Below are 13,984 nucleotides of genomic sequence, written 5' to 3' on the forward strand. Positions count from 1 at the left end.
CTCCCGACATCCTGCTCCCAAAGCAGGCGCGCTACCAGACTGCGCTATACCCCGTCTTTTTTTCGCGACAGGCTCTTAAGACCCCGTCACGGAACGGCGGCTAATCTACCAAAATGATTCGCCTTTGACAAAAGTATTTGCCACAAAATTCAGCCGACTAAAAAAAGAACACCCTTCAACTTGCTCAAGAACGTCTTTTGTAGTGTAAGGTGTTTTTTCCGCTGATGGTTACTTTCTTAGCCAAGCCGGGAAGATTCCTGCTTAATGATAGCCATTGAAGAAGTCATTAACACCAACCCCTCCTTGCTGAGTTGGCGGCATTAACAACACCATTCACCGCTCCTCCCCGAAGGCCCCTGTCCGACTAAATCATCGTGATCAACTTTCTCGCAATTTACGACAGTCTTTTAAAGTATCGGAAATCATGAAAGCCAGTTCCAGCGCCTGATCGGCATTCAGTCTTGGATCACAGTGAGTATGATAGCGATTACCCAGAGAATCTTCAGTCACTGCACGGGAGCCACCAATGCACTCTGTAACCTTCTGACCGGTCATTTCAAAGTGAACACCGCCAGCATAGGTGCCTTCTGCCTGGTGAACCGCAAAGAACTGTTTCACTTCACGCAGAATTCGGCTGACCTCACGTGTCTTGTAACCGTTAGAAGCCTTGAATGTATTGCCGTGCATGGGATCACAGCTCCACAACACCTGGCGCCCTTCTCGCTCGACAGCTCGAATCAGCTCTGGCAGATGCTTTTCAACATTATCAGCACCCATACGCACAATCACATTCAGACGACCGGCTTCGTTATCCGGGTTGATCAGATCAATCAGGCGAATCAGATCTTCCGGAGGCATGGTTGGACCCGCTTTCAGACCAATTGGATTGCTGATACCCCGAACGAATTCAACGTGACCACCTTCAACCTGCCGAGTCCTGTCACCTACCCAGAGCATATGTGCCGAGCAGTCATACCAGTTGCCGGAGAGGCTGTCCTGACGGGTCATGGCCTGCTCATAAGGCAGCAACAGAGCCTCATGGGAGGTATAAAAATCAGTCTCACTGATCACTCTGGAATGCTCGGAAGAAATACCACAGGCCTTCATAAAATCAAGCGCTTCATCAATTCGATCGGCCAGATGACTGTATTGCTCAGACTGTGGGCTGCTGGCGACAAAATCCAGATTCCAGGCATGAACCTGTTCCAGGGATGCGAGCCCCCCCTGGGCAAAAGCCCTGAGCAGGTTCAGAGTCGATGATGCCTGATGATAGGCATCAAGCATTCTCTGAGGATCTGGAATCCTGGACTCGGCTGTGGCCTCCATACCATTAATGATGTCGCCGCGATAAATCGGCAGCTCAATACCCTCTATGACTTCGGTACCTGACGAGCGGGGCTTGGCAAACTGGCCAGCCATTCGGCCTACCTTGATGACTGGACAGCTGGCGCCAAATGTCAGCACAACAGCCATCTGCATCAAGACCTTGAAGGTATCCCGAATATTATCTGCCGAGAACTCCAGAAAGCTCTCAGCACAGTCACCACCTTGCAAGAGAAATGCTTTGCCCTGAGTAGCAGTTGCCAGCTTCTGGCGCAAAGCCCTTACCTCACCGGCAAAGACCAGTGGCGGCATGCGGTGCAACTGCTGTTCCACCTGTTGAAGGTGATCTTGATCGGGGTATACCGGCAGCTGGATGACAGGCATTTCTCTCCAGCTATCAACTTGCCATTGTTTCATTTACTCCTCTCAGGGCGTCGTATTGCCTCATGAACATAACGGGTCATTTTACATGAAAGTAATGGATAAAGCCTAACCTGAGACAACCGGGCAGCTTTTTTTGACTTTGAGTCTCTCAGTAAAAAGCCTTTACACACAATTGAAAAATTTGATATACAATGCACTGGAAATTTAGCCAAGCGCATTAACCAAGATGAATTCTATGCTATCCGTGACCAAAACCATGATGAAACGTGGCATTATTATGTGCTGCGGGGCCTGTCGTGGATAGCTGAAAAGCAGAGAACGCAGCCCCCGCACCAAGAGAAGGTCCGGGGGCTTTTTTTTTGCCCTTGCGGAATAAAGCATCACGGGAAAAGAAGGAGAATACAGTGAGCGTGCTTAAACTCAGACTGGTCACCACAGGTAGCCTGGACAATCTTGAAAAAGTACTGAATTCCAGTGCAGAAGACGGTCTGAAGATCAGCAATTTTTCTGCTGAACTGGTTCCAGAGAGAGGCCACTACGAAGTAAAAATGTCTGTCACAGGCTTTACCAGTCAGAATCAGGTCGTCAGTAAGCTGGCCATGGAAAAAGATATTCGCGAGCTGACTCCGCTGCGCTGATGATCCGGAATCCTGTCAGTTTATATTTTCCCGGAGCCAGTTTGCGGCAGATGTTTCCTGCAGTCATTGCGGACAGCAGGAAACGCCGGTTCACAATCAGAGTTGACCGATCACATACTTGAGACCGCCAACAACGGCTGTGACCTGAGCATCATTGCACTCTTCGTCTGTCACTTTTGGGCTATCCGGATAAACTTCCGTCGTCGTACCAAACTTACAGTCTGTCAAACCACCACACAGGCCCAGCTTTTTCATTGGATAGTGGATCACACCTTCCTGAGTCACCGGGGAACCAATAATATTGCCCTGAGCATCTGCGGGTGCTATGTGCGTCACCTGCCTGACAGAATCAATCACAGCCTTTTGGAATTCGGGAACAGGGTTTTCAGTATCGCCAACCGTATAGAAACCATCAGGTATTCCTCCTTCCAGATAGTCTTCACCATCCCGTGCTGCCAGAGCTGGACGAAATTCTGTTTCATCGGTATCTGTAGTTTCATGCAGATCGATGTGAATCAATACCTCCTGCTCCAAACCCGCCACCAGCTTCATCAAGTTGGCAGACTCTTCCGCCGGACTGTCTTTATAAAAGGAACGGTTAGGATCAATGGCGTTGGGATTCCAGCGATTGATGGTTTCATAACCCCATGGGCTGATACAAGGCGCCACCAGGATATTGAAGTGATCTACAAAATTCAGAGCCTCGGCTTCCAAAAACTTTAACGCACCGTGGACTCCGCTGGTTTCATATCCGTGGACTCCACCGGTCACCAGAGCAACGGGCTTGCTGGAGTCCCAGTTTCGGCTCTTGATGGCATAAAGGGGAAAACGTTCAACATCGTAGGACAGGGCACCATACTGCTCAACATCGTAGTGCTCTTTCAAAGCCATGATTTTGGGCACAACTTCCTTCTGGTATTCACGTTTAATAGTGGCTTGTTCATACCAGGTTTTACGCTCTTCCTCTCCCCACTTTTGACCAGGAGTACCAATCGGGAATCTATAACTGCTGCCCATTTCTCTGCCCTTAGCGCATTCAATGAAAAGTGCACAGTATACAGAGTTCAGTCATTAGTCGCTTGTGGCGGGAACATCCTGCCCCGGAGGCTTTCAACCGGATTGCACATAGCTTCAATTCAAACCAGTTGCTATGGGCCTGCTTTCATCGGTAATCCACTCACTCCATGAACCCGGATACAGTTTGGCACCCGACAAACCGGCGTATTCCATAGCGAGAAGGTTATGACAGGCAGTAACACCGGAGCCGCAGTAGAACACAGGGTCAAGCCCATCCACCATCAGATTACCCAACTGTTTTTGCAACTGCTCTGCAGAAAGAAAAGAACCTGAATCATCCATATTTGAAGTGAATGGATAACAGATAGCCCCGGGTATATGACCTGCTTTAGTGTCAAGAGGCTCTACCTCTCCGGCAAAACGCTCAGGAGCGCGGGCATCTATCAAACGAAAAGCCGGATTTTGCAATTGTTCCATAACTTCATTGGCAGAGACCGTCATGCTGTGATTAACGTTAGCCGTAAAGTCAGAGAGGGTAACGACAGGTGTTTCAGTCGTCACAGGATAGCAGCCAGCAGTCCAACTCTTGAAGCCACCATACAAAACCTGAACAGATTTCACACCAACCCAATGCAATTGCCACCACGCTCGGGCAGCCATAGTATAATCAGCCTCATCATAAACAACGACATGGGTTGTTTTGCTGATACCCAGATTTCTCAATAGTTCAACAAACACCTCGGGCTCCGGAAGAGGATGCCTGCTGCTTTTCCCGGGAACTACCGCTGCAGAAAGATCTTTCTCCAGATCAATGTATCGGGCACCAGGGATGTGCCCCTGACTGTAGAGAGTCTGCCCCAGCGTGGGATCAAAGAGACTAAAGCGGGCATCAAGGACAACAACTTCAGGGTCAGTGAGCAGGGTTTCCAGAATTTCGGGTTCTATGAAAGGTGACATCTTATAAATCCATCTGAACTCTCAGTAAGAGTCCAATAAGCCATAAGTCAGATACGCAGTCTATTCCAAAAACCTGAATTTAGCTTCGGAGTGAATCTGAGTTGTATTTTAACAAAAACATGACTGGAATCATCGGGCCATTATCCCGGAGAATGCTCAAACATTCTGATGAGAATACTTCATGGAGATTTTATAACTGATCACAACAAAGGCAAGGCTGGGCGAGAACCCTGAGATGAGATTCAGGGCAATTACCCGTTTATCCATGGTAGGTTCACATCCGTGTGAATTCGCTGTCCATGCACCTTCAATCTATCAACCCAATGGTGGACAGAATGCAGGAAAAAACCTTCAGGCTTTGTGAGATATTACCCATAAACTTGTAATCAACAAGCCTCAACTGAAATATCTCACTAATCCATTTCATCCAATTCGCTCTGGTCCACCACTTCGTCGTTAATCAGAACCTTCTCAGACAGAATATCACTGATATCCTCTGCTTCATCATCAATAATAATCCGTGTCACATCACCGCTCTGCAAAGGGAAGCCATCGTCTTCTTCAGGCGCCCTGATTTCTACCTCGGGTTCAACGGGAGTCTCAACAAGTATACTGTTAGTAACTTCCTGCTGGGGCTCAGCAACGGGTTGCATCAGGTAAAGCAATGCGGCAACAGCCAGAATACCAATACCAAATACCAGGGCGATCAGATGCTCCTTTCTCATAGCTACTCCGTCAAAAGGTCCGTGTATGATCTCACAATCCGGACTATACACTATCAGACAACAGGACATTGGTCATGCTTCTGTGCCACGGGCTGACAGAATGCTCCGGCTAAAAGATTCTGATAACGACAAGGAGTCATCCCCAATCCTGTTTCAGTCCTGCCAAACTATGATCGCGACTTGCTTTTTCACTGACACCATACCACTATGGATGCAGACCTTTGCTCAATTTATAGCCACAAGAATGAGCCGGAAGTGCTCAATCAGCCACTACGATGGAGGTGGCATTTTTACCGAAGAGGAACCTTTTTCTTTTTCTGCAGTTGAATGAATTGAGCCTTACTGGAAACAGTGTCAAGCCGATAAATAATAACAATCAAAAGTAGCCATGAGTCGGATGTAACGCTCCCTATTCAAGGATGAGGCGCGAGACTCATGACCCTATAAATTATCGAGCCGGAGACAAGATGCCCGTTAATAACTCATTTTTACTCAGCTGTGTGGTGCCGGTTTTCAACGAAAGTCCGGTTATTAGTCAGTTCATGGAAACACTGAAAGAGCAACTGGAAGCCATCACTGAGCGTTTTGAAATTATTGTGGTGGATGATGGCAGCACCGACAAAACAGTTGAACTGGTCGAGCCATTCTGTGATGACCCGAGGATCAAGCTGGTAGAGCTATCAAGAAACTTCGGCAAGGAAACCGCATTAACTGCCGGAATTGATGCCACTTCCGGTGACGCTGTGGTTCTGATCGATGCAGACTTTCAGCACCCTCTGGAAATGATTCCTGTTTTTGTTGATTACTGGCGGCAGGGTTACCAGATGGTTTACGGCGTTCGTCAAGATAGGGAAAACGAATCTTTCCTGAAAAAGAAAGGCGCACAATTTTTTTATCGAATCATGCATTCCAGCACAGGCATTGATGTACCGGCTCACGCAGGCGACTTCCGACTAATGGACAAGGTCGTTGTCGATGCCCTGAAAGCCATGCCAGAACGCAGCCGGTTCATGAAAGGCATCTATGCCTGGGTGGGTTACAAGAGTATAGGCCTACCCTTTCAGGTCAGAAGCCGGCTAGCGGGACAGTCCGGCTGGGGCTACGGCAAACTGACCAGTCTGGCTCTTTCAGGCATTACCGCATTCACTACTCTACCGCTAAGGATTGTAGGTGGGCTCGGACTGATTATTTCATTTATCTCGGTTTTTTATGCATTCTTTATCATCTTTCGAACCCTTGTTCTCGGTGCACCTCTGCCAGGCTGGCCCACGGTTATTGTCGCTATCACCTTTATCGGTGGCATACAGCTTTTGTCTCTCTGGATACTGGGTGAGTATATTGCCGGTATTTTCTGCGAAGTGAAAAAACGCCCAATGTACCTGATACAAAGACAGCTGGGATTCAAAAATCAGAAGGACAGTAATGCGACCGATTAAGTTTATTGTCACCGGTGCTGCGGCTGCAGCTGTTCACCTCTGGGTCCTCTGGCTTCTGGTAGACCTGACTCAATTAGCCCCATTGCTGGCCAACCCTGCCGCTTTCATTCTGGCTTTTGTCGTAAGCTACCTGGGGCATTCACTGTGGACTTTTAATCACAAGCAGCATGTTCATCGCAATGCTCTGGTGAAATTCCTGCTGGTTCAGTTACTCTGCAGCTTTGTACTCAATCAGTCGCTTTATACCCTCCTGTTAACCTACACCGCTTTAAATTATCTGATGGCCAGCTTTATCGTTTTGGCCACAATACCTTTGGTCACTTATACCCTGAGCAAATACTGGGCCTTTAAATGAAAAGAATAACATTGTGCGCAGATGATTATGGGATACACCCCGGGGTATCAGAAGCTATTCTGCAGCTGGCCAGTCAGGGCACAATTCAGGCCACTAGCTGCCTCGTCACTGGCCCTGACTGGATAAAGCAGGCAAGAAGCCTGACGAACATCCGGGAAAAGGTTGATATTGGCCTGCATCTGAATTTAACAGAAGGAAAAGGCCTCAGTTCCTTTTACAAGGACGGGTTCCCCAGCCTGAATCAGCTATTAATCAGGAGCCATCTTCGCTTGCTGGACAGGACTGCAATGGTGGAAGAAATAACGACGCAATATCAGCATTTTATAGACGCTACCGGCAGAGCCCCGGACTTTGTTGATGGCCATCAGCATATACACCACCTGCCCATGGTGCGTAATGCTCTGTTATCGGTATTAGACGCTCATAAGCCCGCACCTTCTTTCTGGGTGAGAAGCGTTACCCCGGTTATCCGTCACGGTGGAAAACTGAAAAGCTATATTATTGAAGGTTCCGGTAGTAAGAACCTACTCCGTGAATTGATCAATCAGGGCATCAATACCAATACTTCCTTTGCTGGTGTTTATTCACTGAAACCGGAAGTAAACTACGCAACCCTGATGTCATCGTGGCTCTCTGATTCATACGACAGAGGGCTAATCATGTGCCACCCTGGTAAAACCGCGGGACAAAAAAAACTCGATCATCCAAAAGCCAGACAGTTAGAATTTGATTATTTATCGAGCCAACAATTTCCAGACAGCTGTCAACAAACAGGAGTGGATCTGTGCAGAATGAAGCAATGATTGCTGACTCTTCACCCTCATCCGTGGTAATAAAACACCCTTTTCGCTGGCTCAGCCTGATCTGCTTTTTCCAGCTAATTTTCTGGACCCTCGGTCCCTGGATAGTCAGAAACACGCTTCACTCTGACACACTTGAAGGCATTGCCTGGGGGAATCTCTGGCAATGGGGGTATGAAAAACATCCTCCATTGGCAGCCTGGACTGCCGCTCTTTCCTCAAACTTAAGTGACGCCAGCGACTGGCCTGTCTATCTATTTGCCCAGATCAGCGTAGTGATTGCTTTTATTGCTGTCTGGCGTCTTGCAAGAGAATATTTAACCGAGGCAGGCGCACTGCTGGCGGTCTTTCTGTTACAGGGCATTCTCTTTTACAGCAACCGGGTAGAAAGGCTAACACCAGATACGCTTCAGCACCCAATCTGGGCCTTTCTTGTCCTGACTTTTTATTTTGCAGTGACCCGCCAATCTCTGGGTTATTGGCTGCTGACTGGAATCATGTCAGGACTGGCCATCCTGACTAAATATCAGGTCGCTGTATTGTTTGTTCCCTTACTGATTGTTCTTTTAATCACCCGGGAAGGCAACCTCGCTCTTTCCTCCATTGGCCCTTGGTTGGGCGGGATTCTGTCTCTGGCCATCGCCTCCCCCCATCTATATTGGCTATGGGAGCATGAATTTGCGGCAGTAAGCTATCTGGGAGAAAACTACGTTGACAGTGATCGTTACGGAACAGGTTCAAACTGGGATCATCTGATATTTCCTTTGGACTTTATTAAGAACAACCTGGGTAATGTTCTTGTATTTTTCCTTCTAATGATCCCACTTTTCAGAGCCCCCAAGCTTCTTGTCGATTATGATCGCTTCAAAAAAGTATTTCTAATCGCCATAGCTACAGGTCCATTCGCTTTTACACTCTTGTTTGGACTGATAACCGGTGAAAAGCTCGTATCCCGGTGGGCTACCCCCTACTTTGCCTGGCTGCCCCTGCTATTGCTGGCCTGGACTCGTCCATTGATTGATGACCAGCGTTTCAAGAGAGTGGCGTTCTGGTGTTTATTCACTGGGCTATTGTTTGTCTCATTGAGATGCAGCTACTTGCTGTTCAAACCTGTCTTTGATGAGGATTACTGGGATTCGGTGGAATTCACGCCTCTACGGGCCCAGATGCTAAAAGCGGAAGAATTATGGGCATTACATCAGGGAGATCACCCTGAGAACGACCGTTACATGCCTTATCTGGGCGGCCTTCACTACCACGTTGCTGAACTGGTGGCGTATAGCCGCAATCGAAAAACCATTCCATATTTTGGCCTGAACCGGGAAGAAAGTCTCTGGATGAAAGAAGAAGATTTCCGCAATAAAGGCGGGATCATTGTCATAATGGATGGCAAACGGTACTCAGGAGAGGTCAGGCGTCGGCTTGAAAAGAACTACCCTGAGGCTGAATTTTTGGGACGTTTTGCATTTGAGCCTGTGACCAAATTTAAAGTGGATAATAAGCCAAAACTGTTTGTAGAGTATTACCTTTTGAGACCTCAGGAGATCCTCTGAGAAGCTGTCAGAGGGCTTTGAGCAAGCCCATCCACCTTTACTTCACTGCACCTTAACAACCCGACTGGCAGTGCCCTGGGTAAGGATCTTTACCTTATCGCCCGCAGCGAAGTTAACCGCAGGGTCAACCTGTTGAACAACAGAAACATAAGAGCCATCATCCAGCCTCACTGTCAGCTCAACCCCTTGCTTAGAAGTAATTTTCTTCTCGGCCATATTACCCAAAACACCACCGGCAACGGCTCCAGCTACTGCAGCAATGGCGCTTTCACGCTGACCACCAATACTGGAAGCGGCAATACCACCCACCGCTGCACCCGCCACAGTACCAACCTCGCCCTGGGTACCTTCCAGTTTGACCAGTCTGGATTCAGCTACTGTACCAAACCGGACTGTCTGCATTTGACGCGCTTCAGAAGCAGAGTAGGTAGTCCCTGTCTGATCGGTCGTACAACCGGCCAGAGAGAATGAAAGCAGCAAGACGATCCCTGTGTGTTTGATCCTATTATTCATAAATGTGTCTCCCGGTATGTTTGATTTCTGTTTCCCATCCAGCTTAGACCGCGCCATACAGACAAAATTCCTCAGGAGCGCACTATTTTGGAAAGCCCTCTGACTTCTTCACGAATGTCAGGATCACCAACTCTTTCGGTGATCGATTTAACATGTTCTGTTTTATACCCCCGGACACCCACGTTTTGTTCCTGAACTTCCAGATTACCGCTTTCCCGGAGAATCGTCTGGAACAAGGCTCTGTCAGCAGGATCCAAAATAGGCCCAGGCTCAGGTACTTTGCCAGTTTCCGGATTAATTCTGGCCGCCAGAAACTTGATTTCGGCATCCAGCATTCCAGTTCTGTCTTTACCGCTTTTGCAATTGGATATTGGCACAGCCCCCACTTTATGAGTCAACAGGGCTACTCTGCACGCCAGTTTATAGGCATCATGATGATGATGGTAGTGCCGACCTTTTTTATAGATCGACTTAATCTGGGCAGTGAGATCCTCTACTGATCGAGCATCCCTTTTTAACTGATCCAGTTGAGCATTCAGTTCAGAGACTTTTTTTCTATCACCAGCCGCTTCGGCGCCCCTGGCCTGCGCCATGATGGCCTCACCTTTCTTTGAGATATTACTGAGAAATTCACCGGCCATCCCCCCTTGAATGCCCGCTTTATCTGACTTGCCCACCAGCATTTCCATAGCAGGATCGTTCATTTTTTTCTGGAAAGATCGCCCACCTGTTAACAGAGAAGCGCCACCCACCCCACCCCAGTTTACAGGAATGTTAAAGCGTGCCTGTTTGAAATTAAGTTTGATGGTTCGGGTCTGTCCATCAGCCCCCGGAAGTTCTAGTGTAACAGGTTGCTTTGCAGGATCGGTAAAGTGTTTGAAAGCTTCATTCTGAGCTTTTTGGATTTTTCTCTCTTTTCCAGAACCCAGACCGGTAGTGACCAGAGAAGTGGAAGTCGTCATCAGGGTCGGAACTGGCCCTCCTTCTGCTGCTGCCAGAGCTTGTTCAAAAATATCAGGCCGGGTTGCAAGGGCCGAAAGCAGGATTTCCTTGACCCTCGCTTTCCCCCCTTCAGCCCTGAGATCCGGATTCCCTTTGACACCATAGGGATCAGCAATCCCATGCCGTATGCCAGTATAGACATTGCTATTATTAATCGAAAAATCACTGCGATTCAGGCTTGTGGCATGATCTGTATTGGTGGAATCAAGACAGCCGACCCCACGACCTTCATAGTCAATATCATACAGGCGGGATACTTCACCCTTTACAGACTCAGGCACTCTGATTTCAGCCGCAGGCTGCTGCCTGGAAATGAATTCAATACCAGCCTGAGAAAAAGATTTTTCTGTCGTTTTCCAGGAACGATTATTTAACTGGTTGATATAAGCCGCCTCGAAATCGCTGGCCACGGTTTGTTTATCAACCCCTGCTGACACCAGGGCATCCTGCAGCATTTTCGGATAATCTTCGTTGGCCTTGCGCATCTCTTCTTTGCTGACAGGTTCATCGCCTTTTAACTGAACCGTTTGCTGAAGTCGTCCTAACTCATTCAATAGCTGTCGATCAAGATTGGTCAATCGCGCCGCAACCTCTTTATCCCCCTCGCCCCGGGCCGACTGAAGTTTATTATTCAGAACCTCTCTGGCGGTATCAAACTGTAGCTTTTGTAACTTGAAAAACTCTTTGTGGTCATGAGTACTGCCGGGAACAGCCACCTCAGCATCGGACACGGGCATCTGGTAGTGATTTAAAAGGGTCTGGGTATCCCTGCTTTCCTGCAGATGCATCTTGAACACTTCACCAGCAACCTCTCTATCGACATTTCTCAGAGATAATTCGTTGAGGAGTTTATGAGGGAGCTTCCGAAGATCATCCAACATCTCTTTCGTTACGGGTTCATAGTCCTGATGAATCTTTTGCTCATGCTGCTGGATGAACTCTTTCATTGCCAGAATCAGCTCACCACTATCCGTCTGTTGCCGGGCTTCACTGAGCACTTCTTTCGCTACAGAGACGGCCGCACTCTCATACTGATTTCTGGCCTGCTGATAAGCCCTTTGAACCTCAGGCTTGTCACCCTGATCCATTGTCACCTCGTCAAAGACATAGCCCTGCTGTTTGAAAATGCTGTCTGCCTGAGCCGGGGGGCGGGTATTGCCAGACACCCTCCAGGGTTCGGGCTGCCTGACTATGGCAACCTGTCTCTGCTGTATCGGAGCATCACGAGGCGTCCGTTTAGCCAGTCCTGACAACTTTTTCAGAACATTCCTGATGGATTTGACCACTCTGTTCTGACGACGGCTACGCCCGACCTTTTCCGTTTCCCCGACATCTGGCGCTGCTGCGTGAGGGTTCATTGATGTGGGCTGAAGACCCGTTGGGAGCTTGCTGCCATCCATTGCACTGACTCCTTAGTCGAGTATAAATTCCGTCTTCGGTCCAGATTCCCGGAAAAAGACCGTAACCAGTTTCGTTAGAGGGGCTGTCTGATTATACCGGGAACGAATCTGAGACCATTCGCTTCCGGGTTGAAGAGCAAACCTGGAATATGTTTCAGTAACATTAGCAATAAGCCCTTGAAACTCTATATAAAAGAATAGCCAAAGGCGAAGCTCATAACCTGTTAATGCCCGTTAAGACCTTTCATGATGAGATCTGTAATAGTTTGATAAGTAGAATTTCATATTGCCGGATGTTCTAAGCAGGAACAGACTAACCCTTGTTCTTTGAGGTGGTGGTTAACCAGACTCCACACCTTTTGTTGCCGATATTCCTTTTTAGTGGTGATACATCAATGGCACTGGATAATACTGATCTGAACGAATACCGCATCGAGCATGATCTGCTGGGTGAAGCCCCTGTACCCCGGGAGGCTTACTATGGCATCCAGACTCAGCGAGCCCTGGAAAACTTCAACATTTCCGGTGTCACACTGAACCACTTCTCTAACATTCCGAAAGCCCTGGCCATGGTTAAGAAAGCCTGCGCACTGGCCAACCGTGATCTGGGAATGCTGGACGCAGCCAAAGCCGACGCCATCGCGGACGCCTGTGACGAAATTATTGCCGGTAAACTGCATGACCAATTCACCGTTGACATGATTCAGGGTGGTGCCGGAACCTCCACTAACATGAATGCCAACGAAGTCATTGCCAACCGCGCGCTGGAACTAATGGGTTATCGTCGTGGTCAATACGAGCACCTGCACCCTAACACACACGTCAACATGGCTCAGTCCACCAATGACGTTTACCCAACGGCAATGCGTCTTTCCATGGTGCTGAAGCACAACGAACTGGTTGTAGCCGCCAAGAGTCTGAAGAACGCCTGTGATGTCAAAGCAGAAGAGTTTAAGGACGTTCTGAAAATGGGTCGTACCCAGCTGCAGGATGCCGTGCCTATGACGCTGGGCCAGGAATTCCGTGCTTTTTCAACCACCATTGGTGAAGACATTGACCGTATCAAGGATATGGCCAAGCTGCTGTGCGAAATCAACCTGGGTGGTACTGCTATTGGTACGGGTATCACTGCCGACAACCGTTACGCACCCTTAGCAGTTAAGTACCTGTCTGAGATTTCCGGCCAGAATATGATTCTGGCGGGTGACTTGGTAGAAGCCACCTCTGACATGGGCGCTTTTGTCATTTTCTCCAGCGCCCTGAAGCGAATGGCCGTAAAGCTGTCCAAAATGAGTAATGACCTGCGACTGCTCTCCTCCGGCCCTCTGTGTGGTTTTAATGACATCAACCTGCCTGAAATGCAGCCTGGCTCTTCCATCATGCCAGGCAAGGTTAACCCGGTTATTCCTGAGGCCATGAGCCAGATCGCTTTCCACGTTATTGGCAACGATCTGGTAGTAACCATGGCTTCTGAAGCAGCCCAGCTGCAGCTAAACTACGCTGAGCCGGTACTGGTTTACAAAATTCTGGAATCCATCCAGCAACTCACCAACGGTATGTTCATGCTGTCCGATCGCTGCGTTAAGGGCATCACTGCTAACAAAGATATATGTATGGATTATGTCTACAACTCTGTTGGCCTGGTCACCGCTCTTAACCCCTATCTGGGTTACGAGAACTCCAGCCGTATTGCCAAAACGGCCTTGAAGACCGGTCGTCGTGTAGTAGACCTGGTTAAGGAAGAAGGCTTGCTGACGGATGAGCAACTGGCCGAAATCCTCAAACCAGAAAACATGATTGCGCCACTGGACCTGAGCAGCAAGGTACACTGATCGTTAAAATCAGTCGTCTATATTGACACAAGACACAAGACACAAGACA

General features: G+C 48.5%; 13 protein-coding genes. 7 read left to right on the top strand and 6 right to left on the bottom strand.

Translation table 11 applies throughout. The features are described from left to right. Positions 1-378: 378 nt before the first annotated feature. Positions 379-1,740 carry a class II 3-deoxy-7-phosphoheptulonate synthase gene (locus tag KDK19_RS18170; protein WP_257275962.1) on the bottom strand — a complete coding sequence of 454 codons (1,362 nt, stop codon included), beginning with the start codon at positions 1,738-1,740 and terminating at the stop codon, positions 379-381. 371 nt (positions 1,741-2,111) lie between these two features. Here KDK19_RS18170 and KDK19_RS18175 point away from each other — a divergent pair, with 371 nt between their 5' ends. Beyond that, entirely contained in the window at positions 2,112-2,345 is a 234-nt protein-coding gene (locus KDK19_RS18175; protein ID WP_257275964.1) for a hypothetical protein, read from the top strand. Between the two features lie 96 nt (positions 2,346-2,441). On the opposite strand, the gene KDK19_RS18180 is transcribed toward KDK19_RS18175, so the two are convergent. The 3 genes from KDK19_RS18180 to KDK19_RS18190 all read right to left on the bottom strand — a co-directional run bounded on the left by KDK19_RS18180 (position 2,442) and on the right by KDK19_RS18190 (position 5,044). Further along, positions 2,442-3,362, bottom strand: coding sequence for a M14 family metallocarboxypeptidase (locus KDK19_RS18180; RefSeq protein WP_257280457.1), 921 nt, complete (start codon positions 3,360-3,362; stop codon positions 2,442-2,444). Positions 3,363-3,476: 114 nt separating this feature from the next. Then, a complete protein-coding gene (locus KDK19_RS18185; RefSeq protein WP_257280456.1) occupies positions 3,477-4,319 on the bottom strand; it encodes a sulfurtransferase in 843 nt (280 codons plus the stop codon). A 413-nt stretch (positions 4,320-4,732) separates the two neighbouring features. Next, entirely contained in the window at positions 4,733-5,044 is a 312-nt protein-coding gene (locus tag KDK19_RS18190) for a hypothetical protein (protein WP_257292523.1), read from the bottom strand. A 25-nt stretch (positions 5,045-5,069) separates the two neighbouring features. Between KDK19_RS18190 and KDK19_RS18195 the strand changes: the two genes are divergently transcribed. The 5 genes from KDK19_RS18195 to KDK19_RS18215 all read left to right on the top strand — a co-directional run bounded on the left by KDK19_RS18195 (position 5,070) and on the right by KDK19_RS18215 (position 9,188). Then, positions 5,070-5,375, top strand: a complete 306-nt coding sequence (locus KDK19_RS18195; protein WP_257275970.1) for a hypothetical protein — start codon at positions 5,070-5,072, stop codon at positions 5,373-5,375. A gap of 136 nt (positions 5,376-5,511) precedes the next feature. Next, complete coding sequence (locus tag KDK19_RS18200) at positions 5,512-6,480, top strand: glycosyltransferase family 2 protein (protein WP_257275972.1); 969 nt, start codon at positions 5,512-5,514, stop codon at positions 6,478-6,480. Then, positions 6,467-6,835, top strand: a complete 369-nt coding sequence (locus tag KDK19_RS18205) for a GtrA family protein (protein WP_257280454.1) — start codon at positions 6,467-6,469, stop codon at positions 6,833-6,835. The genes KDK19_RS18200 and KDK19_RS18205 overlap by 14 nt, the downstream gene beginning before the upstream one ends. Then, a complete protein-coding gene (locus KDK19_RS18210; protein ID WP_257275976.1) occupies positions 6,832-7,638 on the top strand; it encodes a ChbG/HpnK family deacetylase in 807 nt (268 codons plus the stop codon). Before KDK19_RS18205 ends, KDK19_RS18210 begins: the two co-directional genes overlap by 4 nt. Then, positions 7,620-9,188 (top strand): glycosyltransferase family 39 protein, encoded by a 1,569-nt coding sequence (locus tag KDK19_RS18215; protein WP_257287207.1) that lies wholly within the window; start codon positions 7,620-7,622, stop codon positions 9,186-9,188. Before KDK19_RS18210 ends, KDK19_RS18215 begins: the two co-directional genes overlap by 19 nt. A gap of 42 nt (positions 9,189-9,230) precedes the next feature. Here KDK19_RS18215 and KDK19_RS18220 read toward each other — a convergent pair whose 3' ends face one another. Continuing rightward, on the bottom strand, positions 9,231-9,701 hold the full coding sequence (locus KDK19_RS18220; protein WP_257275978.1) for a glycine zipper 2TM domain-containing protein: 471 nt from the start codon (positions 9,699-9,701) through the stop codon (positions 9,231-9,233). A 71-nt stretch (positions 9,702-9,772) separates the two neighbouring features. Next, a complete protein-coding gene (locus tag KDK19_RS18225; RefSeq protein ID WP_257275980.1) occupies positions 9,773-12,103 on the bottom strand; it encodes an inositol phosphate phosphatase SopB in 2,331 nt (776 codons plus the stop codon). A 395-nt stretch (positions 12,104-12,498) separates the two neighbouring features. On the opposite strand from KDK19_RS18225, the gene aspA reads away from it, so the two are divergent. Further along, positions 12,499-13,935, top strand: coding sequence for an aspartate ammonia-lyase (gene aspA, locus KDK19_RS18230; RefSeq protein ID WP_257275985.1), 1,437 nt, complete (start codon positions 12,499-12,501; stop codon positions 13,933-13,935). Positions 13,936-13,984 lie beyond the last annotated feature (49 nt).

This window comes from Endozoicomonas sp. ONNA1 (assembly GCF_024606325.1).
In the GTDB taxonomy this organism is placed as follows: Bacteria; Pseudomonadota; Gammaproteobacteria; order Pseudomonadales; family Endozoicomonadaceae; genus Endozoicomonas_A.